Genomic DNA, 20,182 nt, shown 5'->3' on the forward strand with positions numbered 1-20,182 from the left:
ATGGCAGCGACAAAGCAAAAACGTCGCGGTGCCCACCTAGAAATGGTGGGGGGTAAGGGGGGGCGTCAGAGAGTTTGGGAAGCCATCCGGGCCAATCGTGATGGCTTCTATCTGGCAGACATATCCCGCGCTGCGAAGGTCGATCTGGCGACAGTCAGGACGTATGTGCAAGCACTCGAACGCGGCGGATTTATCCAGCAGTGCAATGTGACCGTAAAGCTGGCAGAGGCAAAGCAATTTGCCATGGTCAAGGATAACGGCCTGGAAGCGCCGCGCCTGACCGCAGAGGGAAAGCCGGTTATTCAAGGGCTAGTCAATGAGGCGATGTGGCGAACCATGCGGATGGTACGCGACTTCAATTTTCACGAACTCGCGGCACTGGCCAGCACAACTGAAGTTTCAGTCGCACCAGGTACGGCACGGACCTATCTGAAGCACCTGGCTACCGCTGGTTATTTGATTGAAATCGACAAAGGGCATGGCAAGGGTGCTGGTGGAATTCCTACCCGGTACCGCTTTAATCCAGCCCGAAACAGCGGGCCTCGCCCTCCGATGATCCAGCGTACCAAGTCAGTCTATGACCCCAATTTAGGCCAGGTCGTTTGGCAAGAGGAGCCAGATTATGACTGCTGATTGGCTGGAAATATTGCGTACTGCCGTGGCCCAGCGTGGTCAGAAGCCGGTTGCTGCTGAACTGGGGTACTCCCGCACCACTGTCAGCCTTGTTTTAGCTGGCAAATATGCAGGAAAGACCGATGCGGTCGCCACGCAGGTGCTGGCTGTTCTGGCCACGGTGACCTGCCCATTCAATGGCCAGGAAATGACCATGGCTGATTGCCGCACTTTCAGCAGCAGCCGTGCCCCGACACACCACCCGTTGAAACTGACGCACTGGCGGACCTGCCGCAAGTGCAAAAACTGCAGCAAAGGAGAGTGACGATGCAATCCGCTATGAGCGCCAATATCAAGCCTCTGAACATAGCTATTTACGAAGCAGCACAAAAGATCGTGAAAGCAGTTGAGGCTCTAACCGAGAACGGTTTCATGGTGGTGCGGGTAGAAATGGCGGCTCCTGCTCGCCCGACGATACGGATTCAGAGCTGCAGCAAATGCCAGACCTTAATCGACAAGGGGGAAGCAGTCTATTTCAGCTTCGGCCAGGGTACTCACTTCGGTCCCTACCGCGAAGGTCAGTTTCATTTAGGTGGCTGCCGCATTGTTTGGACTGAGTTCGGTAACTAAATGACTGAGCAGGTCGAATTGGATGAAGCCACCAAGGCCAAGCTGCGGGCAGAAGTAGCACGGTTGGTGAGTATGGGAATGGCAGCGGATAAGGCCCGGAGAATTGTGTGGGATGACTACCTCGAAGAGTTGGCCGCTTATGCAGCCACTCAGCCAGTAGACCCACAACCGGAGCCGGTCCAGGAGCAGGAAATACCGCCCCCCGCGCCGCAAGCCCCTGATCCGGTTCTGCCCGGCCCAGAGCCACCGGCAAGAACCAGCCGGTTTTGGGATGCAAAGGAAGAACCCCAGCTGACACCGGAATGGCTAGAGCGAAACCGGCAGCAGCTGGCGCAAGTAAAACGAATTGTTGGAGCAAGGAGCAGGTAATGCAAAACACTACGCAAAACACCCCGGACGGCTACCGCAAGGATGCCAAGGGCCGTTTGATCCCGCTGGAGTCGATCAAGCAGATCGACCTGGAACGGGACTCCCTGGTGATGGAAATCATCAATAAGGCCCTGGACGTCAACAAGATGCTGGCCCAGTTCAAAGCCACGGTCTTTGCCGACATCCAGGCTTTCATTGAACTGTCCGGTGAGCGCTATGGGGCCAAGGTCGGCGGAGCCAAGGGAAATGTATCCCTAACCACCTTTGATGGCCGCTACATGATCAAGCGTGCTGTCAGCGACACGTTGACCTTTGATGAAGGCCTGCAGGCCGCGAAGGCTCTGATTGACGAGTGTGTGCATGAGTGGACCGAAGGTGCACGCAGCGAGATCCGCGCCCTGATCAATGACGCCTTCAACGTGGACAAGGAAGGAAAGATCAGCACCGGCCGCATTCTCAGCCTGCGCCGCCTGGAAATCCAGGACGAGAAGTGGCAGCGGGCCATGAATGCCCTCAGCGAGTCTGTACGGGTCCAGTGCTCCAAGTCCTATATCCGCGTGTACGAGCGGATTGGCGATACCGACCAGTACCAGCCGATCCCTCTTGATATGGCGGGGGTGTGAGATGCAACCAGACCAATCAACCAGTATGCCGAAATTTGAACACTGGGCTGACACAGAGATCGGCCCACTGGAGGACGCACCTGCCTACATCACTAGCACCCGCTTGGCACTTCGCAATATTGCGCGAGGAGCTTGGGAGGCTGCCCTTGCTGAAAGTACGGAAAGGTCGGCGGCATTTCTACTTCTATTGGCAGCCTGCAATCGCATTGAGGCTGATGCGGAGGAAGGTGAGACCGATGACGGCTTGGCCGTAATGATCCCGCTTGACCTGTGGCACCAGTTTACCGCCGCCCTGGATCATGCCAACGCCCTGGACTCTGTGGAGGTGCGGGGGATTGAGCCATACCACAGCACGATGCAGCTGGCCGAAATGGTACTGAGTGATTGCGGCCATTCGACAGTAATCAGTGATCGCCTACAGCGCAGGGTAGCTGAACGCATCCAGCGCCACTTGGATGGAATGCAGGCTACGCCGCCCGTACGAATTGATCTGGAGGGACAGTGAGATGGAAAACACCAAGCCTATTTCCGATGCTGTAGCGCAGGCCATGGAAACCACCCTGGCAGCCGCAGCTAAGTTTGAGCTGCCTGAAGTCATTGATTACCTGACAGGGACAATCACTGCGTCCGTGTCCCTGCTGCGCGCCGCCGATGATGGCAAGTTCGTCTATGGGTTCCTCAAATCCGCCTTGGCCAGCCTGGGGAAAGAGGCAATGACTGCACCTAACCCGCATGGTGGCGCGCTGGGTCTCAGCGTGCACATGGGTGCATCCATGGCTAACCCGGAAGCGCTGCATACCGTCGAAGAGTTGCGCAAGGAGCTGTATAGCGCGAATGACCAGCTGCTGGAGCGTGACATCCAGCTGGCTGATCAGAAAGCCATCATGCAGCGCGTATTCACCGACTTCGGGAAAGTGGTGTTGGCGCACAAGGATAAAGATGCCGTGCTGCTCAAGATCCTACTGGACGAGTTCTGCCAGAAGCACGTCCGGTTTGTGCCGAAAAACGGCACGGTCCATTGAATAAGCCGACTGTTAGCAATTGGCGGCTTCTGATCCGCAATCTCAGAACCGGAAACATCCCTTTCAAGCAGTTTTTACAACGCAGTACCAAGGAGAAAAGCATGAACAAGCAAGAGCTGATCAAACACGTAGCCGAACACGCTGAAGTGACTGTCAAGCAGGCCGAAGCGGTGATCAACAGCCTGACCACTACCATCCTGGACACCGTCCGTGCTGGTGGTGAGCTGCAGATCACCGACCTGGGCAAGTTCGGCAGCGTGGAGCGTGCCGCGAAGACCGGCCGCAACCCCAAGACCGGCGAAACCATCCAGATTGCAGCCAAGCGTGCCGCCAAGTTCTCCCCGGCCAAGCGTCTGAAAGAGGCCGCAGCAGGCTAACCCGTGCGAAACCGCCCGCAAGGGCGGTCTGTCTGGCGTGGTGGCCAGGCACTGATGAGCAGCCGAGAGAGAAGGAAACATGAAAACAGCTATAGAACACCCGATTCTATTCAGTGCCTCGATGGTGAGAGCGCTACTTAATGGCAGCAAAACGCAGACGCGGCGAGTGGTGAAGCCGCAGCCAGCACTTGAAACCACCCGCTGGTGCTTTGGCGGTGGGATGTGGATGGCGGAAGGCCCAAGTGATGCAACTGGTGGCATGCGGCAGACACAAGGGTGGAAGGCATGCCCATACGGCCAGCCAGGCGACAAGCTATGGGTGCGGGAAAGCTGGCAGCTTCACAGCACTGCTACCGACTTGGCCACAGTCGTATACGCGGCCAGCTCACGCCAATCATGGACTGAGATGCACAGGCTCTTCCCCGTAGAGCAGGCCAGCGGATTGGTAGCAAAGCCGTTTCAAGAAGGGTGGCGACCATCTATCCACATGCCGCGCTGGGCAAGCCGCATCCTGCTGGAAATCGTCGACGTGAGAGTAGAACGCCTGCAGGACATTAGCGAAGCAGATGCAGCCGCAGAAGGGGCGCCAGTCCATTTCAAGTCGAGCCGAGATAATTTCTGCGCACTCTGGCAGCAGATAAACGGCGATAGCAGTTGGGATGTGAATCCCTGGGTATGGGTTATCGAATTCAAACAAGTGAGGGGTGAGTAATGGATCAGCAAACCGTGAAGAAACTGACGGCAGAGCAAAAGGAAAAGCTCATTGAAGATTTGTCTTTCCCATGGGGCAAGGCCGATCTGATGTGTGATGGTCGGCGGATCACCTTGGAAGTACGCCGTGTGGCAAAAGGAATCAGCTACCGAGTTTGTACTTTCGTTGATGGAGTCTTCGAATACAAGTGGGCACAAGGGTCGAGTGAATATCCTGAACAGAAATTCCTGCGCAAATCTGTTCGGCCACTTGTAAGTCCGGTCAAGCGCAAGGAATTTGAGAAAAAATTCGGTAAGCGGGCAGTGCAAAAAGACAAGTACATCAATGGCTCGGTAACCCTGTATCTGCCGGACTGGTCCAGTGGGAAAGCGGCCATCAATCATCTGTGCAAGGTCTGCGATAGTGTCGAAATTGCTGAGAAGACAGAGGCAAAGACCGCATTTGTAAAGGAGTAGAACCCGGTGTCGAGCCTGCTTAACAGGCTCCGCAACGTGTTTTAACCCTCAATGCAGCCGTGACCGGCCAGCCCCGATCAACTAGCGGGTGCCATCCTCTGATAAGCCGGCATGGCCGGTCACGCGTGCATTGAGTTTGACCAGGAGAAGAACAATGACAGACAGACGCAAGGCGATGATCGCAAAGATCAAGATCGCACAGCAGCAGCTGCAGATGGCTGACGACAGCTACCGCGCCATGCTGGCACGCCTGGCTGATGGCAAAACCAGCAGCACCAAGCTGACCCTGCAGCAGCTGGATGACGTGCTGGCTGAAATGAAGCGCCTGGGCTTTGTGCAAAAGCCCGCGAAAAAACATGGCCGCCGCCCGCAGCCGAAGGACTCCCGTGAGACCCTGATGGCCAAGATTGAGGCACAGCTGAGCACCGCTGGCCGGTCGTGGGAATACGCCCAGGGCATGGCAAAACGCATGTATCGGATCGAAAAACTTGAATGGCTGGACTACGAACAGCTGAATGGGGTGATGGTCGCCCTTGTCTATGACGCACGCCGGAATGGGAGGCCCGCATGAACCGCAGTGACCACGAAATGGCAATGGCCCGTGCTGCACACCTGTTGCCAGAAAATGCCCGCCAGCTCGTTGATATGCTAACGCTGGCCACCACACTGAAACTGGTAGATGCCTATGGTGGCACACACTTCCCGATCCCGAAAACCGCCAGGCAGGAGGGACAATATTTTGCAGCACTGGCTGAAGCGGTAGGCGTTGATGCAGCGACCAAGCTGGTCAAGCGATATGGCAATACCAGGCTATACGTGCCGAAGTGCGCAGCAGCGCTGCGTGCCCTGCGTGATGCCAGTATCCGTGCTGACTATGACATGTCGTGCGGTGAGTTAGGGCATAATGCCACTGTCAATAATGTGTTGGTGCCGAAATACAAACTGTGTGATCGCAGGATTGAAGAAATTTTGGCCAAAGCAGATGACCTGCTACCTGCGACTGCACAGGGCAGTCTGTTCTAGGAGAGTTTCGATGAAAATGGGAAATCTGATAATTGTTAGTGTTGTGCTAGGTGTAGTCACTATCGGTGGGTATATAACCTATAAAGATAGGGCTTTAAAAAAAGAACAGGCTGAAAGTGAACAAATAGCAAAAATTACTCTCGAGAATGATAAAGAGAGCAAAATAGTAGAGTTAAAAGGTGTTCTTTTTTATCTGAATGAATTGGGGGATGGAAATATAAAAGCTCAAAGTGCCGTGAATCTTGCAATAAGTTCGATGCAAGTTGATAGCATTACAAAATCAGAAACGTCGGGATTGCCAAAAGCAATCAATGTAATGCGGGAAGTGAAAAAATTAGTTGAAATCATACCGGATAAAGGGTGTGTTGTACCGCCAAAACAGAGCCTTTTGAATGGAATGTCACTAGCAATTGAAGGGTTTGACTTGGTTGCTTTGTCTCAAGGAGTCGCAGCAAGAGAAAAGTTGACTGAGGCAAACAATAGATTTCGAGAATACAGTGAATTGTACAAGTCTTGCCTAAAGGCAACTACGGATGAACTAAATAGCCTCCATTGATTTAGCTGCCCTGCTACCCATGCAGGGCTTTTTCATTTGTACCGAACCCCTTCCCAATCTGCCCACCTCCTGATTTTCCCTACGATTTGCCTCATGTCCTGCATGAGGAAATATCGTGTCCCGCACCATCAACCTGATTGTCATCCACTGCGCCGCCAGCCCCAACGGCAAGGTACTCGGCTCCGAGTCTAAATCGGCTGCAGCGTCATTGACCAGTGGCACGCCCAGCGCGGTTTTCACCGCCAGCCGGCCGCTATTGCCGCCTATAACCCCGACCTCAAGGCCATCGGCTACCACTTTGTCCTGGACGTCGACGGTACCAAGTCCACCGGACGCGCCCTGGATGAAGTCGGCGCGCATGTAGCTGGCCACAATGCCAACTCCATCGGTATCTGCATGGTGGGCACGGATCAGTACAGCACCGCGCAATGGGGTGCGCTGGCCAGCCTGGTGAAGGCATTGCTGGCCAAGTATCCGGGCGTGCCGGTAGTTGGCCACCGTGATCTGTCCCCGGACCTGAATGGTGATGGCACGGTGGAGCCCAGCGAGTGGACCAAGACTTGCCCCGGCTTCACCGTTGCCGCCTGGCTGGCTGCCGGCATGAAGCCGCAGGCCAAGAACACCCTGGCCAGCTAATGCACCGGCCGCTCATTTACCTGTTGCTGCATGCCCTGGCAGCCCACCATCAGCCACCGTTTCCCTGGCGGATGCTGGTGCATCGGGCTGTACCGGTAGGCCATCGTGGCCCAAGCGGTGTGGCCAAGGCCAGGCGTGCAGCAGCCAAGCGAAGGAACCGCCGCCATGCAACTCGCTGACATCCTCACCAACCCGGTTACCCAGCGTCTGTCGCAGAGCAAGTTCTGCATCGCGGTCGCCCTGGTGGCCACCACCTTTTCCCTGGTGTGGGAGGTGGTTCACGGCCGCGCCACGGAATGGCTGTATGGCCTCTATCTGGCCGCTTGGGTAACCCATGCCCAGGCCAGCAAGCGGGCAGCCATTGCCCGTGATGCCTTGCCCACTCCGGCAGCGGGAGAGACGCCATGAACCTATCCATCCCGCTTATCCCGACCTGGGTAAAGGCCGTCGCCATCGGGGCCAGCCTGGCCTTCATCACCTACCAGGTGCATCAGCACGGCGTCGAATCGGGTGCCGCTGCCCAGTACAAGGCAGATGAAACCATCCGCAGCAATCTGGTTGCTGACTACGAAAAGCAGCTGGGCAAGTTCAAAGACCAGTGGGCCGCTGAGCTGGCCACGGCCCTGCGCGACAAGCAGACCCTGGAGCAGCAGGCCAATCAGGTCGGTGCTGCCCTGCTGGAGACCCGCGCCCAGTTGTCCAGAACTCAGCAGCAACTGAAACAGGAGATTCCCCATGTCGTACAAGCTGATGGCCCTCGCTGGACTGGTATTGGCCCTGCAGGGCTGCGTCTCTATGCCCAAAACCTCGGATACCCCAGCGCCACAGGTGGTCCGGGTCTGCCCGCGACCAGCGCCGGAGATGCTGCAAAAGCCGACCAAGCCGGCAGCGCCGGAGTCGGGCTATCACCCACAGACCTCCTGACGCATTCAGCGGATTACGGCCAATGGTGTCAGAAGCTGGAGCAGCAGCTGGATGCCTTCATCACCCTGCATACGGAGAGTGTGAAATGAAGCAGGAGCTTGATGTCATTAAAGGGATGTCCTCGCTGCAGGCGGCTACCGAGACTGCAAGTCGTCTTGCTTCCGAAGAGGACGCGATCAGTACGCATAGCCAGGGTGACTTGATGGAAGCCCTGGAAATCAAAGGCGCGGAACTGGCCGCCGTCATCGGCCAGATCGCCCGCCTTGGTGGTGATGCTGAATGTGCAAATGAGGCTGCAAAACGGCTGTCCGAAGCACTGTACTGGGCAGACCGGGCGATGGGGGCCTTTGATGGATCCGTTTGATCGTGCCCAGAAGCTGGAGCTGGACGAGCGCGAAGGCCACATTGCTGCACGCCAGGCACTGGTCCCGCATGGTCCGCCAGCCACGCATTGCATTGATTGCGGGGTCGAAATTCCGAAAGAACGTCAGGTCGCGGCACCCGGCCTGCGCTGTACACGTTGTCAGAGCGCCGTTGAGCGCCGAAATGGGGGAAACCGGTGACGGTCACTGTTGATTTTTGGTACCTGGTCGGCCTGCTACTGGGCTTCCTGGGCGTGGTGTTCACCTTTGGCAAGCTGTTGCTGGGCCAGTTTGAGCAGCGTCTGGATCAGCGCTTCAAGGCGATTGACGAGGCGAACAAGGCTACCAGCACCCACTGGGACACCCGCTTTGCCGAGCTGCTGGAACAGAACCGGCGCGAGGCCGATGGCTGGCAGCGCATCGAAAAAGACTTCCTGCGCTTCCAAGCTGCCCTGCCTATGGAATACGTGCGCCGGGATGACTACATCCGCAACCAGACCGTGATCGAAGCCAAGCTGGATGCGGTCGCCCTCAAAATCGAAAACGTCCAATTGAAAGGACTACAGCAATGAATATCGACGAAGCCAAAATCCGCCGCGAAAGCCTGCGCTGGTACCTGGTAATGGCGACCTATAACGCCCGCCCAGCTGAAGTCGTCGAGGACATCCTCCAGCAAACCATGCGCGCCATCATCCCCGATGTATCGCCGCTGGAGGTTCGCCAGCAGCTGGATTATCTGGAAGACCGCGCCATGGTGAAACTGCGCAAGGAGCCATCGGGCCGTTGGTGGGCGGACATCACCCGTTATGGCGTCGACCTGGCCGAGTACACCATCGACTGCCAGCCTGGCATTGCCCGTCCTACGCCTTACTGGGACAAAAAATAAAATGGCCGCACGCAACAGCGTTTCCATGCTGCCGGCCGAGGTACGCGCTTGGCTGGACCAGTCCCTGGTTGATGGCAACTTCAGTGGCTACCAGGCACTGGAGGAGCTGCTGCGCGACAAGGGCTACAGCATCAGTAAATCCGCCATCCACCGCTATGGCCAGAAGATCGAACGCCGCTTCGCTGCGATCCGCGCCAGTACCGAAGCGGCCAAACTGCTGACCCAGGGCGCATCGGATGACACAGACACCCGCTCCGAAGCCTTGCTCGCCCTGGTACAGACCGAGCTGTTTGAATCCATCGTCAACCTGCAGGAAGCCGGTGACGAGGATGTCTCCAATGAAGACCGGATAGCCATTTTGTCCAAGGTGGCCAAGAACATCGCCACCTTGAGCCGGGCCAGCGTGAACCAGAAGAAATTCCGCCTGGAAGAACAGGCCCGCATCGAGCAGAAGGCCCGTGCTGCGCTGCTGGCCGAGCAGGAACAGAAGCTGGAAGAGCTACGTGGCGCGGATGGCATGAGCGAGCAGATGGAAAGCAGCATCCGCCGCATCCTGCTGGGTAAAGAGTGATGACCGAAACCGTACAGCAAGCCCCGTTAAAAGCCCTGGGCAACCCGCGCAAAATTAACCTGGCCGAGGAGCTGGAGCTGGCCGGGGTAGTGGTGCCACAAGAAGTGGCCGAGGCCATCCCGGCCGAGCAGCCGGTTTTTCTGCCTTACCAGCAGCGCTGGTTTGAGGACGAGTCCCAGATCATGATCGCGGAGAAGTCGCGCCGTACTGGTCTGACCTGGGCAGAAGCCGGCCGCAACGTTGTAAAGGCCGCCCGGCCGCGCCGTCGCCAGGGCTGCAATACCTTCTATGTCGGCTCCAAGAAAGAGATGGCGCTGGAGTACATCGCCGCCTGCGCGCTGTTCGCCAAGGCCTTCAATGAGCTGGCCCGCGCCGACGTGTACGAGCAGACCTTCTGGGACGAAGGCAAGCAGGAGGAAATCCTCTCCTACATGATCCGCTTCCCCAAGTCGGGTTTCAAAATTCAGGCACTGTCCAGCCGTCCGTCCAACCTGCGCGGCCTCCAGGGTGACGTGGTGATTGATGAAGCGGCATTCCATGAATCCCTCGAGGAGCTACTCAAGGCCGCGCTGGCGCTGACTATGTGGGGCAACAAGGTGAGGCTGATCAGTACCCATAACGGGGTCGAAAACCTGTTCAATGAGCTGATCCTGGAAGCCCGTGCCGGCAAGCGTGACTACAGCATCCACCGCATCACGCTGGACGACGCCATTGCCGATGGCCTGTACCAGCGGATCTGCTACGTCACCAACAAAGAATGGTCAGCAGAGGCCGAGGCGAAGTGGCGGGCCGATCTGTACAAGAACGCCCCGAACCCCGAGTCGGCCGACGAAGAGTACGGCTGCGTCCCCAAGAACAGTGGCGGCAACTGGCTCAGCAGCATGTTGATTGAAAAGCGAATGTCCGCCGACACCCCGGTGCTGCGCTATGAGTGCCCGGCAGGCTTTGAACTGGAGCCGGACCATGTCCGTGCCAGCCACTGCCAGGACTGGATTGATACGGTGCTGCAGCCGCAGCTGGACAAGCTGCCCAAGGGTGTCCGCAGCTTTGACGGTGAGGACTTTGCCCGCAGTGGTGACCTGTCGGTCCATGTCCCCTTGATTGAGATGCAGAACCTGGTCAAGCGCGTGCCCTTCATCCTGGAAATGCGCAATGTGCCTTTTCGTCAGCAAGAGCAAATCACCTTTCACCTGCTGGATAACCTGCCTGGCTTTGCCGGTGGCGCATTCGATGCACGGGGTAATGGCCAGTATCTGGCCGAGGTGGCGATGCAGCGCTACGGGGCGGATCGCATCCACCAGGTGATGCTGTCGGAGAGCTGGTACCGCGAACACATGCCCCCGGTTAAGGCCGCCCTGGAAGACGGTGACCTGGACGGGCTGCCGAAGGACAAAGATGTGCTGGCCGACATGCGCGCCGTGCAGATCATCAAGGGGGTACCGCGTATCCCTGAAACCCGCACGACAGGTGAAGACAAGGGCAAGCGCCACGGTGACGTGGCAGTTGGAGTAGCCCTGGCCGTGTATGCGTCCCGTGTGATTGATGCTGCGCCGCTGGCCACCAGGGGCTACAAGTCCATCCCTCGCGGGAGCATGGCCATGTCAGCCCGGTTCGGGCGCGGCACCTGGTAACGAAACGGAGTGCAAAACATGCCGCAAATTGTCGATCACAACGGCCAGCCGATTAACACCGGCCTGCTTAAAACCACCATCGCCACCCCGACCACCACCGGGGTGCGTCAGATCATTGCCTCGGCCAGCCACGGGCTGGACCCGGAGCTGCTGGGCAACATGCTGCGCCAGGCAGTGAATGGGGATGCCAGCGCCTACCTGCGCCTGGCCGAGGACATGGAAGAGAAGTACCTGCATTACGGCTCGGAGCTGTCGACCCGCAAACGCGCCCTGGTTGGCCTGGAGCTGTATGTGGAGCCGGCCGGCGACGATGCTGTCAGCCAGCGGGCGGCCGAGCTGGTGGAGCAGGCCCTGGCCCCAATTAAGGAAAACCTGTTCGACATCCTGGACGCGATTGGCAAGGGTTTCAGCGTCCATGAGATCGACTGGGAAACCAGCGCCAAGCAGTGGATGCCGGTTGGCTTGTCCTACCTGCAGCCCTACTGGTTACAGATCCGGTGCGAGGAGCCGGAAACGCTCTACCTGCGCTCGGACAGCAATATCTACGGTGAGGCGCTGGCCCCGTACAAATTCATCACCCACAAAGTCAAAGCCAAGTCAGGCGTACTGATCCGGGGCGGCCTGGCGCGCATGGCCTGCTGGGCTTTCCTGTTCAGCAACTACGCCATCAAGGACTGGGTCACGTTCGCAGAGGCCTATGGCCAGCCGCTGCGGGTGGGCAAGTACGATGTGTCGGCCACGCCGCAGGACATTGAAACCCTGCTGATGGCCCTGCGCAGCCTGGGCACCGATGCGGCGGCCGCCATTCCCAAGAACATGGAGATCGACTTTGTCGACGCCGGCAACAAGACAGCCTCGGTCGATATCTATGCCCGGCTGACGGAGTACTTCGATAAGCAGACCAGCAAGATCGTGCTGGGCCAGACTTTGTCGACCAATACCGGTGGCGCGGATGGCGGTGGGGCTTATGCCCTGGGCAAGGTTCACAACGAGGTGCGGGAAGACATCCTGGAGGCTGATGTCCAGCAGCTGGAAGCCACCCTCAGCCGTGACTACGTCAAGCCGGTGGTGGACCTCAATCTGGGCGTGCAGTCGGCTTATCCCACCATCAAGCTGCGGATCAACAAACCGGAAGACCTGACTGCGCTGGCCGGGGTCGTCGACACCCTGGTGCGCGCTGGTCTGCCAGTCAGCCAGGAATCGACCTATGCCCGTTTTGGACTGGAACGCCCCAAACAGGGCGAGGCGATACTGGTGCCGGTAGATGCCCCGGTCCAGCAGGCGATGAACCGCTATCGTGCAATGAATGCCCTGCAGCCAGTCCAGACTGACCCAATGGCACCGCTCCTGGAACAGCTAACCAGCCAGACGGCCGACCCGATGGACACCATGCTGCGGGTGATTCGCCAGGCCCTGGCAGATGCCCCAGATCTGGAGTCCTTCCAGGCGTGGCTGACTGGTGCCTTTGGTGACCTGCCAACCACGGAGCTGCAACGGGTGATGAATACCGCCTTCAGCCTGGCTGAGCTGTCCGGCCGCTACGAGGTGAGCAATGGCCGATAGCGCGGCTCCGCTGAGTGCGGTCTTCAAGCAGCCCTGGCAGACCCAGCTGGACTATTTCCAGCAGAAGCTGAACCTGCCTACGGAGCAGTGGACCGACATCATGAAGGCGCAGCATGACCGCTCCTTTGTGGTGGCCGGGGCCATGGCCAGCGACTTGCTGGAGGATCTGCGCCAGGCAGTGGGCAAAGCCATTGAAGGCGGCAGCACGCTAGCCGACTTCCGGCGCGACTTTGACCAGATCGTGGCCACGCATGGCTGGGACTTCAAGGGCGGCCGCAACTGGCGCACCCGCGTCATCTACCAGACCAACCTGCAGACCAGTTATGCGGCTGGTCGCTACCAGCAGCTGACCGACCCGGACATGCTCAAGGTGCGGCCGTACTGGCGCTATGTGCATTCCGACTCGGTCCTGCGCCCACGTCCGCAGCACCAGGCGTGGAATGGGCTGATCTTGCGCGCCGATGATCCCTGGTGGAACGTTCATTACCCACCCAATGGCTGGGGCTGCCAGTGCACCGTGCATGCTGTATCGCAGCAGGAGCTGCGTGACAAGTACGGTAAGGACGGCCCGGATAATGCACCGGTCATTCAGACGCGCCGGGTTGAGCAGGACGATGGCAGCGTGGTCTATGTGCCCGACGGCATCGACTTCGGCTGGGACTATGCCCCTGGCCAAGCCTATGTCGGCAAGCTGCTCCTGGACAAGGCCGCGACCACCTCGGCCCGGATCGGTGCCGATGCCATCCAGTCCGCCGTGAACAACATCGACGCCCTGGACAAGGTCATCCAGGAGCGCTGGCAGCCGCTAGTGCAGCAGATCTACCCGGACCCGGCCAGCTACCGACCGACAAAGCAACGCTTCCACATTGGTGCGCTCTCGCCGCAACTTGTCGACAAGATAGAACAGGCCACGGGTGAGCCGCTGGCCACGGCGGTGGTGTCGGTCGACGATGCAGAGGTCAAGCATGCGCTGCGCGATACCGGGGCAAAAGCGGACAAGCGGATTGCCCTGGACGATGCCATGCAGACTGTCGTCGGCATGTGGGAGCCGGAGCGCGTTTATCAGCAGATTGATCATGGCAAAGAGGAGCCTGTTTATCTGGCGGTCTGGCAAGCCGCAGATGGCAGCCGGCATGTTAAAGCAGCGATTAACGTGAACTACCGGACCAAGGACAAGGATGTATCAGGGAAGCGCTATACCTTGCAGACAAACACGTTGCTGACCCTGGGCTATGTGGACCTGCGGGATTTGGATAATCCGCAGCTTTACAAGCGGATTCTATAGAAGGGGGGGAACCGTGCCGGCAGGGACGCCACCCCCCTGCGTGTGCACGCCCCGTCCGCTGGGAGAGGCCAACGGGGGTTGCAATACGTACAGCGCTATTTCACGTATTCCAGCACGGTATATTCATTATGAGTGACAACAGCTTTGAAATCCAAGTCATCAACGACAGTGTCGGCCAGGCACTGCGCGAACTGTTGGCCCAAGCCCACAACCTGCGGCCGGCCCTGCTGGACTTTGCCGAGTGGGCCAAAGCCGAGACGGACCAGCGCTTTGCCGACCAGGCGGACTGGCATGGTCAGCCATGGGCACCCAATGCCGAGCTGACGCTGGCCAACTATCTTCGCAACCATGGCGGCAGCAAGAACTTCAAAAAGGACGGCAAGCTGAGCGCGGCAGGCACCAGGCGGCTGGCCGCCAAACGTATCCTGCAAGTGGACGGTACGCTGCGCCGGGCTGCATTCAGCTACGACGCGACCAGCGACAGTCTGCGTTTTGGTCCATGGGGCAATGGCCTGGACGCCTATGCCGCCATCCAGAACTTTGGTGGCCAGGCGGGCCGGGGACTCAAAGTCACCATTCCCATGCGCCAGTACTTGCCGGTCGATGTCGACGGCACGCTGGCCGATCCTGCAGAAGCCAAGTTGCTGGACATGCTGGCCACCCATTTCCAGCAAACCTGACTTTCCCCATAAACCGCCCTTGGCGCATGCGCAGTGCAGGCAGACCACCAAGGGCTGGTTGCAAGGGGGTAAAACGCCGTCCACCCCCGTTAACGCGTGTTAATTCCTAACTCAGACAGCCTGCCGCCCGCTGCATCCGGTCAATCTGCGCATTTACCGAACCCCTTCCCCCGTTTTTGCCCTCACCAGGCTGCGCACAATGCAGCCCATGAAGCTCATTCCCGAAGACCTTATCCGCGCACTTAACAGCCTGCAGCCTGATGGCATGCAGCGGGCGAGCTGCGCCATTGCGCTCTCCATCGCCCTGTCGCTGGGGCCAAATGGTGAGCCGCCAGAGTGGTGCCCGGTCCTTCCGGCCGGCACGTTCATGGGACGCGATGGCCGTGGACCGTGGCATACCGACACCGCCGCCGTGCTAACCGACTTTGCAGCAAACCAGGCGAAGGGGATTGATCCGGTGGTCGACTACGACCACCTCAGCATGGTGTGCCTGCAGACCGGCCAGAAAGCAGAGGCTGCGGGCTGGATCAAGCAGCTGGAAATCCGGGATGGAGAGACCTGGGCGCGCATTGAATGGAATGCCGACGCTATCCAGGTGATCACGGCCAAGAAATGGCGCTACCTGTCACCCGTTTTCGATTTTGATGCCAGCGGCCGCGTGGTCCGCCTGGTCGCCGTGGGGCTAACCAACCAACCCAACCTGCTTTTACGTGCCCTCAACTCACAGGAGAACCGCATGGACCCGATTGACCAGCTGCTGCAGGAGCTTGGTATCAGCATCAGCGATGCCATGGATGCAGCCGGCAAACTGTCTGCCGCCTTGAATGCCATCAAGACGCTGAAGGACATCAGCAATTCGACCCAGACCGCCATGAACAGTCTGCGCCAGGTTACCGGTGCCGCTGCCGATGCCGACCTGAAGGCAGTAACCAACAGCATCATGACCGGCTTTGTACCTAAAGCCGAATACGAGCGCGTGGCCAATAGCTTGCAGCAGCTGCAGGCCGGTACCGCTGCTGCCGAAGTCGACAAGGCGCTGGATGAAGCCATTGCTGCCGGCAAGATCACGCCGGCCAGTCGCAACTTCTACCAGGCAATGTGCAGTACCGACATGAAGGCCTTCCAGGACTTCGTGAAATCCGCCCCGGTTGTGGTGCAGGCCGGTACCGAAACAACCACGCGCGCCGCCAATAGCAAGCATGACAATCAGCAGGCTGGCGACAACCCGCTGATTGCCAACGCCAAGGCCCGCGCCGGCACCAAGTAACCCAATACGGCCCTTGGCCAGAAAAGGACAGTCATGTACTCCCTGACGATCAATCAGACCCTGCCGCCCCAGATCCCGCTGGTGGGTGAGCCGGATGAATGCTGCGAAACCCTGTTTGTCGGCCCGGCCGCATTGCCTGCCGGCACCATTCTGGGCGTGGTCACGCTGGACGATGAGCTGGCCGTGCCCTGGCATGTCGGTGACGACCCGCTGGCTTTCGTGCTGGGCGTGACCCGCCACGCGCTGCCGGCAGCCGATGCCGGTGTCACCTCCCGCGAGGTGGGTACCGTGGCCGGCGATTGCCTGGTGGCGCTGGATACGCTGCCGGAGCTGCAAGCGGCACAAGCATCCGCCCCGGCCAAATACCGCCACGTTTATCGCCAGCTGTCGGCCCGTGGCATCCGCATCACCGAGCGTGCCGGCGACTAAGCATCACCAGCCGCCACCACCTCAAGCAAAGGAAACTGAGCCATGCCTCAATCTATCGCTGATCTGTTGAAAGACCCCGCCTTCGGTGTCGCCAGCCTGACCGAGTCGATCAAGCTGCTGCCGAACACCTACTCTAAAGTTGGCCAGTCCGGCATCTTTGTACGCAAGGGCGTAAATTCCCGCACCATCGCGCTGGAGTATGCCGGTGGCCGACTTCACCTGCTGTCCAACCAGGACGTGGGTAGTCCGGGCCAGCGCACCAAGCGTGACAAGAAGAACGTGCGCTTCTTCGGGGTGCCGCACATCCCGCACGACGACACCATTCTGGCAGCCGAGCTGATTGGCTCCCGCGCCTTTGGCAGCAACGACACCCTGACGGTGGCCGACGTCGCCAATGTGGTGAACAACCATCTGCAGGACATGAAGGTCCGCCACGATCTGACCCAGGAATGGATGATGCTGGGTGCGCTGAAAGGCATCATTCTGGATGGTGACGGTGACGTGATGTACGACCTGTACAAGGAATTCGGCATCCAGAAAGCGGTGATCGAATTCAAGCTGTCTGATCCGAAGTTCAATGTGAAAAAAGCCTGCATGGATGTATGCCGTCACGTTGAAAAGAACCTGCTGGGTGATGTTTCTTCCGGTGTCGGTGCTTACGTCGATGCAGACTTCATGGATGCACTGACCACCCACCCGAACGTGGAAAAGGCATTCCAGGGCTGGATGGCCGCCCAGGAGAACATTGGTGGCGACGTGCGCGCCGGCTTCAAGTTCGGTGGTGTGACTTTTGCGGAATACACCGGTGAAGTGCCAAAGGCTGATGGCAAGAGTACCGTATCGCTGATCAGTGCAGGCACCGGCCACGCTTATCCGCAGGGTACCCGTCAGACCTTCCTGATGTACGACGCGCCGGGTGACTTCATGGAAGCCGTCGGCACCCTGGGCCAGCCGTACTACGCCAAGATCAAGAACACCGATTTTGACCGTGGTGTGGATGTGCATACCCAGTCCAATCCGCTGCCGCTGTGCGCCCGTCCGGGTGTCCTGGTGGAATTGAAACTGCTCTGATGACGCCGTAAGGCGATAGAGAGACAGCGACCGGGTGGGTGCGTCAACACCCGCCCGGACAGCTGACCGCAGATATGAGCTGCAGGCCAACCAGCTATCGCTCTATCAAAATAGCTGCTTGACGTATTGGAGTGCAGGTTCGCCAGATTCGCTATCTATGCAAGATGTCGGATTATTTGAAATGGCTTTGCTGGCAAGCTTGTTGGAGTGGTCATTGGAGGTAGAGATGATAGCCTCAACATACAGGTGGGGAACACCGTTACGTTTAAACCCATTAGCAAGCTCATCAAAGACTTTTTGTACGACTTCCTTGCCAAGACCTTTGGATCGATACTTGGGATCTACTGCATACCCCATATTGAAGCATGGAAATCCATTAATCGGGTCGGCGAGGATGAAGTTGGCCAGCGCAGTTACAGCATTTTTTTCAGCTAGTGCATAAGTGAATCGAGGCTCATCGTTAGGATGGTCAAGTAGTACAAGTAGATCTTGATGAATTTCTCCCTTTTGAGGGGCGATGAAACCGCCAGCAAAGGCGCTCTGAAAGGACTCTAGAGCATTCATGGGATCAGTCATTTGATTCTTCATATGAGATTTCCGAGGCGTTTTGTTAAATCTACATATCATAATCCTGCCAGCCGATTGAATGAAGTAAGACTGGGGGGATGAAAAGCCAGTCAAGGTATCATGTACGGGAAACAAGACTGAGGAGTCGTAATGCAAACTATCCCGGACATGATGTCCCTGGACATTGAGACCCTGCACCAGAAAGCACCTGGTGCGGCGGTGTTGACTATCGGTGCCGCCCTGTTTGTCGGTGGTGAGGAGCTGCCTGAAAAGCGCCTATCCCTGATTATCGATGTCAACGACGCCATGCAATATGGCCTGTCAGATGTCGACACCATGCTGTGGCACATCAGCCAGGGAGTAGACCACCTACGCGCTCTTGGCCTGCTCCATGATCAGACCGTTGTTAAAACCGAAGAGGCCCTGCTGCAGCTGGCTAACTGGATAGAGGCCTGCCAGGCTGCCTATCCTGATGCGCAGCTGATCACCCGTGACCATGACTTTGACTTGGCTATCCTGGCGGACAAGTACGAAAAGCTGGGCATTCTCATTCCCTGGAAGTATTGGGCAGCAAAGAGCCATCGCACCCGCGAGGATGATTTGCGCTGGATGCAGAAATTACTGGGCCTCGAGGTCAGTCTGCCTTATACCAAGTTCACCAAGGTGTCACACAATGCACTGCAAGATGCAGTCAGCCAGGGCGAATACCTGTGCATGCTATACAAGTCGGTAATTGAGGCCGCCACCAGTACCAAATAGCCACTTGGGGGCATCATGGAATTTCATCCCGTCATTGAGCAATTCCGTGCCCAGGCCGAAATCCTGGAAGCCACCCAAAGTACCAAGTCTATCGATGAGGCAACTATTCAGCTGGCGATCTGGATGGATCTGAATGCAGACCGCTTGTCAGTAGATGACATGGCGCTCCTGACTACAGTCGGTGGCATTCTGTTCCGGGAGGGGCTCAACCGCCGCTTCCGGGAACAGTTTGGCAATCCCGAGGAATAGCAGTCTACCGAACCCTTTCCTGCCTTTTTTGCACTCCCCATGCCCGCACAATGCGGGCATGACTACTTCTACCCCCTACATCACCCAGCAAGGCCTGGAAGACCGCTTCGGGCGGGAATTCCTGCTGCGTGTCACCGACCCGACCAATACCGGTGAAGTTGACCAGGGCAAGCTATCCCGCGCCATCGGGGACGCCACCGAGCTGGTCAATTCCTACCTGGGCAAGCGCTACACCCTGCCAGTGTCGTTTGTACCTGGTGCACTGGAGCGTGTGGCCGCTGACCTGGTGCGCTACTTCCTCTATGCCGACAAGGCGGGTGAAGAAGTTACTACGCGCTACTACGACGGTCTGAAGTGGCTCAAGGACGTGGCCAATGGTGTGGTGTCGCTGGGCTTGCCGGTCCCGGAAACCCCAGCCAGCTCTACTGGCAAGGTGGTCATGTCCGGCCCGCGCCGCAAGTTCACCCGCCGCAGTATGAGGGACTACTGATGCGTCTCGACCGACCCGACCACCTCGCCCTGGGCAAACACATCGTCGTACAGCTAAAGGCCGAGATCAGTGACGTCCGCCAGATCGTGCAGCGTGGCGAGTTGACCGATGTGACCAGCGGTGAGCAAGTCTCGCCGTCGTTGTACGTGATCTACGTGCGTGATGTCCTGCCGGGTGATGGTCAGTCGCAGGAGGCCCAGAACCACATCCTGCAGCAATGGATGGTTGTGGCCGCTCTCCAGGGTAGTGCCGACCAGATGCTGGCCAAGGCCGGGGAGCTGCTGGCCAAGGTGCGTGCCGCTCTGTTGGGCTGGACCCCGGATGTCGGGCTGTATGACCCGCTGCAGGCCTCCACACCACCGGCAGCCCTCTACATAAGCGACTGGGGCTATTTTCCGCTGCTGTTTACCGCTGATTTCTACGCCTGACCGAA

32 protein-coding genes and 1 other RNA gene are annotated in these 20,182 nt (G+C 58.3%); 31 read left to right on the forward strand and 2 right to left on the reverse strand.

Features of this window, described 5'->3' with window-relative positions:
* The 13 genes from AWT75_RS00230 to AWT75_RS00295 all read left to right on the forward strand — a co-directional run bounded on the left by AWT75_RS00230 (position 1) and on the right by AWT75_RS00295 (position 6,379).
* The gene (locus AWT75_RS00230) at positions 1 to 633 is read left to right on the forward strand and encodes a hypothetical protein (RefSeq protein ID WP_062785944.1); all 633 of its coding nucleotides are present in this window, start codon (positions 1 to 3) and stop codon (positions 631 to 633) included.
* A 25-nt stretch (positions 634 to 658) separates the two neighbouring features.
* Positions 659 to 937 (forward strand): XRE family transcriptional regulator, encoded by a 279-nt coding sequence (locus AWT75_RS00235; protein ID WP_239689403.1) that lies wholly within the window; start codon positions 659 to 661, stop codon positions 935 to 937.
* Positions 938 to 951: 14 nt separating this feature from the next.
* On the forward strand, positions 952 to 1,242 hold the full coding sequence (locus AWT75_RS00240; RefSeq protein WP_239689404.1) for a hypothetical protein: 291 nt from the start codon (positions 952 to 954) through the stop codon (positions 1,240 to 1,242).
* A gap of 368 nt (positions 1,243 to 1,610) precedes the next feature.
* Positions 1,611 to 2,234: a DUF3164 family protein gene (locus AWT75_RS00250; RefSeq protein WP_062785956.1), complete on the forward strand. Its 624-nt coding sequence runs from the start codon at positions 1,611 to 1,613 to the stop codon at positions 2,232 to 2,234.
* A 1-nt stretch (position 2,235) separates the two neighbouring features.
* A complete protein-coding gene (locus AWT75_RS00255; protein ID WP_062785959.1) occupies positions 2,236 to 2,739 on the forward strand; it encodes a hypothetical protein in 504 nt (167 codons plus the stop codon).
* A gap of 1 nt (position 2,740) precedes the next feature.
* Entirely contained in the window at positions 2,741 to 3,256 is a 516-nt protein-coding gene (locus AWT75_RS00260) for a hypothetical protein (protein ID WP_062785962.1), read from the forward strand.
* Complete coding sequence (locus AWT75_RS00265; protein ID WP_275575666.1) at positions 3,253 to 3,633, forward strand: HU family DNA-binding protein; 381 nt, start codon at positions 3,253 to 3,255, stop codon at positions 3,631 to 3,633. Before AWT75_RS00260 ends, AWT75_RS00265 begins: the two co-directional genes overlap by 4 nt.
* 3 nt (positions 3,634 to 3,636) lie before the next feature.
* An RNA gene (locus tag AWT75_RS00270) (hammerhead ribozyme type II) lies at positions 3,637 to 3,701 on the forward strand.
* A gap of 11 nt (positions 3,702 to 3,712) precedes the next feature.
* On the forward strand, positions 3,713 to 4,345 hold the full coding sequence (locus AWT75_RS00275) for an ASCH domain-containing protein (protein ID WP_062785968.1): 633 nt from the start codon (positions 3,713 to 3,715) through the stop codon (positions 4,343 to 4,345).
* Complete coding sequence (locus AWT75_RS00280) at positions 4,345 to 4,800, forward strand: hypothetical protein (RefSeq protein WP_062785971.1); 456 nt, start codon at positions 4,345 to 4,347, stop codon at positions 4,798 to 4,800. The genes AWT75_RS00275 and AWT75_RS00280 overlap by 1 nt, the downstream gene beginning before the upstream one ends.
* Positions 4,801 to 4,954: 154 nt before the next feature.
* A complete protein-coding gene (locus AWT75_RS00285) occupies positions 4,955 to 5,371 on the forward strand; it encodes a gp16 family protein (RefSeq protein WP_082695872.1) in 417 nt (138 codons plus the stop codon).
* The gene (locus tag AWT75_RS00290) at positions 5,368 to 5,823 is read left to right on the forward strand and encodes a Mor transcription activator family protein (RefSeq protein WP_062785978.1); all 456 of its coding nucleotides are present in this window, start codon (positions 5,368 to 5,370) and stop codon (positions 5,821 to 5,823) included. Before AWT75_RS00285 ends, AWT75_RS00290 begins: the two co-directional genes overlap by 4 nt.
* Positions 5,824 to 5,833: 10 nt before the next feature.
* Entirely contained in the window at positions 5,834 to 6,379 is a 546-nt protein-coding gene (locus AWT75_RS00295) for a hypothetical protein (RefSeq protein WP_062785981.1), read from the forward strand.
* Here AWT75_RS00295 and AWT75_RS22465 read toward each other — a convergent pair.
* A complete protein-coding gene (locus tag AWT75_RS22465) occupies positions 6,362 to 6,739 on the reverse strand; it encodes a hypothetical protein (RefSeq protein ID WP_239689405.1) in 378 nt (125 codons plus the stop codon). The two genes, AWT75_RS00295 and AWT75_RS22465, sit on opposite strands and share 18 nt — an antisense overlap.
* On the opposite strand from AWT75_RS22465, the gene AWT75_RS22470 reads away from it, so the two are divergent.
* From AWT75_RS22470 to AWT75_RS00370, 14 genes are all read left to right on the forward strand, one after another.
* The gene (locus AWT75_RS22470; protein WP_239689413.1) at positions 6,683 to 7,015 is read left to right on the forward strand and encodes an N-acetylmuramoyl-L-alanine amidase; all 333 of its coding nucleotides are present in this window, start codon (positions 6,683 to 6,685) and stop codon (positions 7,013 to 7,015) included. The two genes, AWT75_RS22465 and AWT75_RS22470, sit on opposite strands and share 57 nt — an antisense overlap.
* Before the next feature lie 165 nt (positions 7,016 to 7,180).
* On the forward strand, positions 7,181 to 7,423 hold the full coding sequence (locus AWT75_RS00310; RefSeq protein WP_062785988.1) for a hypothetical protein: 243 nt from the start codon (positions 7,181 to 7,183) through the stop codon (positions 7,421 to 7,423).
* Complete coding sequence (locus tag AWT75_RS00315; protein ID WP_062785991.1) at positions 7,420 to 8,028, forward strand: hypothetical protein; 609 nt, start codon at positions 7,420 to 7,422, stop codon at positions 8,026 to 8,028. The genes AWT75_RS00310 and AWT75_RS00315 overlap by 4 nt, the downstream gene beginning before the upstream one ends.
* Complete coding sequence (locus AWT75_RS21865; RefSeq protein ID WP_062785993.1) at positions 8,025 to 8,303, forward strand: hypothetical protein; 279 nt, start codon at positions 8,025 to 8,027, stop codon at positions 8,301 to 8,303. The genes AWT75_RS00315 and AWT75_RS21865 overlap by 4 nt, the downstream gene beginning before the upstream one ends.
* A gap of 195 nt (positions 8,304 to 8,498) precedes the next feature.
* Positions 8,499 to 8,873: a hypothetical protein gene (locus tag AWT75_RS00325; protein ID WP_062785997.1), complete on the forward strand. Its 375-nt coding sequence runs from the start codon at positions 8,499 to 8,501 to the stop codon at positions 8,871 to 8,873.
* The gene (locus tag AWT75_RS00330) at positions 8,870 to 9,187 is read left to right on the forward strand and encodes a hypothetical protein (protein ID WP_062786000.1); all 318 of its coding nucleotides are present in this window, start codon (positions 8,870 to 8,872) and stop codon (positions 9,185 to 9,187) included. Before AWT75_RS00325 ends, AWT75_RS00330 begins: the two co-directional genes overlap by 4 nt.
* Before the next feature lies 1 nt (position 9,188).
* Positions 9,189 to 9,758 carry a DUF3486 family protein gene (locus AWT75_RS00335; protein WP_062786003.1) on the forward strand — a complete coding sequence of 190 codons (570 nt, stop codon included), beginning with the start codon at positions 9,189 to 9,191 and terminating at the stop codon, positions 9,756 to 9,758.
* On the forward strand, positions 9,758 to 11,389 hold the full coding sequence (locus AWT75_RS00340; RefSeq protein ID WP_062786006.1) for a hypothetical protein: 1,632 nt from the start codon (positions 9,758 to 9,760) through the stop codon (positions 11,387 to 11,389). Before AWT75_RS00335 ends, AWT75_RS00340 begins: the two co-directional genes overlap by 1 nt.
* A gap of 18 nt (positions 11,390 to 11,407) precedes the next feature.
* Complete coding sequence (locus tag AWT75_RS00345; protein ID WP_062786010.1) at positions 11,408 to 12,952, forward strand: DUF935 domain-containing protein; 1,545 nt, start codon at positions 11,408 to 11,410, stop codon at positions 12,950 to 12,952.
* Positions 12,942 to 14,237, forward strand: coding sequence for a phage head morphogenesis protein (locus AWT75_RS20635; RefSeq protein ID WP_082695874.1), 1,296 nt, complete (start codon positions 12,942 to 12,944; stop codon positions 14,235 to 14,237). Before AWT75_RS00345 ends, AWT75_RS20635 begins: the two co-directional genes overlap by 11 nt.
* 128 nt (positions 14,238 to 14,365) lie before the next feature.
* The gene (locus tag AWT75_RS00355) at positions 14,366 to 14,917 is read left to right on the forward strand and encodes a phage virion morphogenesis protein (protein ID WP_062786013.1); all 552 of its coding nucleotides are present in this window, start codon (positions 14,366 to 14,368) and stop codon (positions 14,915 to 14,917) included.
* Between the two features lie 208 nt (positions 14,918 to 15,125).
* Entirely contained in the window at positions 15,126 to 16,184 is a 1,059-nt protein-coding gene (locus tag AWT75_RS00360; RefSeq protein WP_239689406.1) for a phage protease, read from the forward strand.
* 33 nt (positions 16,185 to 16,217) lie between these two features.
* Positions 16,218 to 16,613, forward strand: coding sequence for a hypothetical protein (locus tag AWT75_RS00365; RefSeq protein ID WP_062786019.1), 396 nt, complete (start codon positions 16,218 to 16,220; stop codon positions 16,611 to 16,613).
* A gap of 42 nt (positions 16,614 to 16,655) precedes the next feature.
* Positions 16,656 to 17,684, forward strand: coding sequence for a major capsid protein (locus AWT75_RS00370; RefSeq protein WP_062786022.1), 1,029 nt, complete (start codon positions 16,656 to 16,658; stop codon positions 17,682 to 17,684).
* A gap of 105 nt (positions 17,685 to 17,789) precedes the next feature.
* On the opposite strand, the gene AWT75_RS20640 is transcribed toward AWT75_RS00370, so the two are convergent.
* Positions 17,790 to 18,272: a GNAT family N-acetyltransferase gene (locus AWT75_RS20640; RefSeq protein ID WP_161937708.1), complete on the reverse strand. Its 483-nt coding sequence runs from the start codon at positions 18,270 to 18,272 to the stop codon at positions 17,790 to 17,792.
* Between the two features lie 129 nt (positions 18,273 to 18,401).
* Between AWT75_RS20640 and AWT75_RS00380 the strand changes: the two genes are divergently transcribed.
* From AWT75_RS00380 to AWT75_RS00395, 4 genes are read left to right on the forward strand one after another with little or no spacing between them, the layout of a single operon-like run.
* A complete protein-coding gene (locus AWT75_RS00380) occupies positions 18,402 to 19,010 on the forward strand; it encodes a 3'-5' exonuclease (RefSeq protein WP_082695876.1) in 609 nt (202 codons plus the stop codon).
* A gap of 15 nt (positions 19,011 to 19,025) precedes the next feature.
* Positions 19,026 to 19,259: a hypothetical protein gene (locus AWT75_RS00385; protein ID WP_062786031.1), complete on the forward strand. Its 234-nt coding sequence runs from the start codon at positions 19,026 to 19,028 to the stop codon at positions 19,257 to 19,259.
* A gap of 58 nt (positions 19,260 to 19,317) precedes the next feature.
* Positions 19,318 to 19,749: a gp436 family protein gene (locus AWT75_RS00390; protein WP_062786034.1), complete on the forward strand. Its 432-nt coding sequence runs from the start codon at positions 19,318 to 19,320 to the stop codon at positions 19,747 to 19,749.
* Complete coding sequence (locus AWT75_RS00395; RefSeq protein ID WP_062786037.1) at positions 19,749 to 20,177, forward strand: phage tail terminator protein; 429 nt, start codon at positions 19,749 to 19,751, stop codon at positions 20,175 to 20,177. The genes AWT75_RS00390 and AWT75_RS00395 overlap by 1 nt, the downstream gene beginning before the upstream one ends.
* Positions 20,178 to 20,182 lie beyond the last annotated feature (5 nt).

This window comes from Aquitalea pelogenes, assembly GCF_001515305.1.
Classification (GTDB): domain Bacteria; phylum Pseudomonadota; class Gammaproteobacteria; order Burkholderiales; family Chromobacteriaceae; genus Aquitalea; species Aquitalea pelogenes.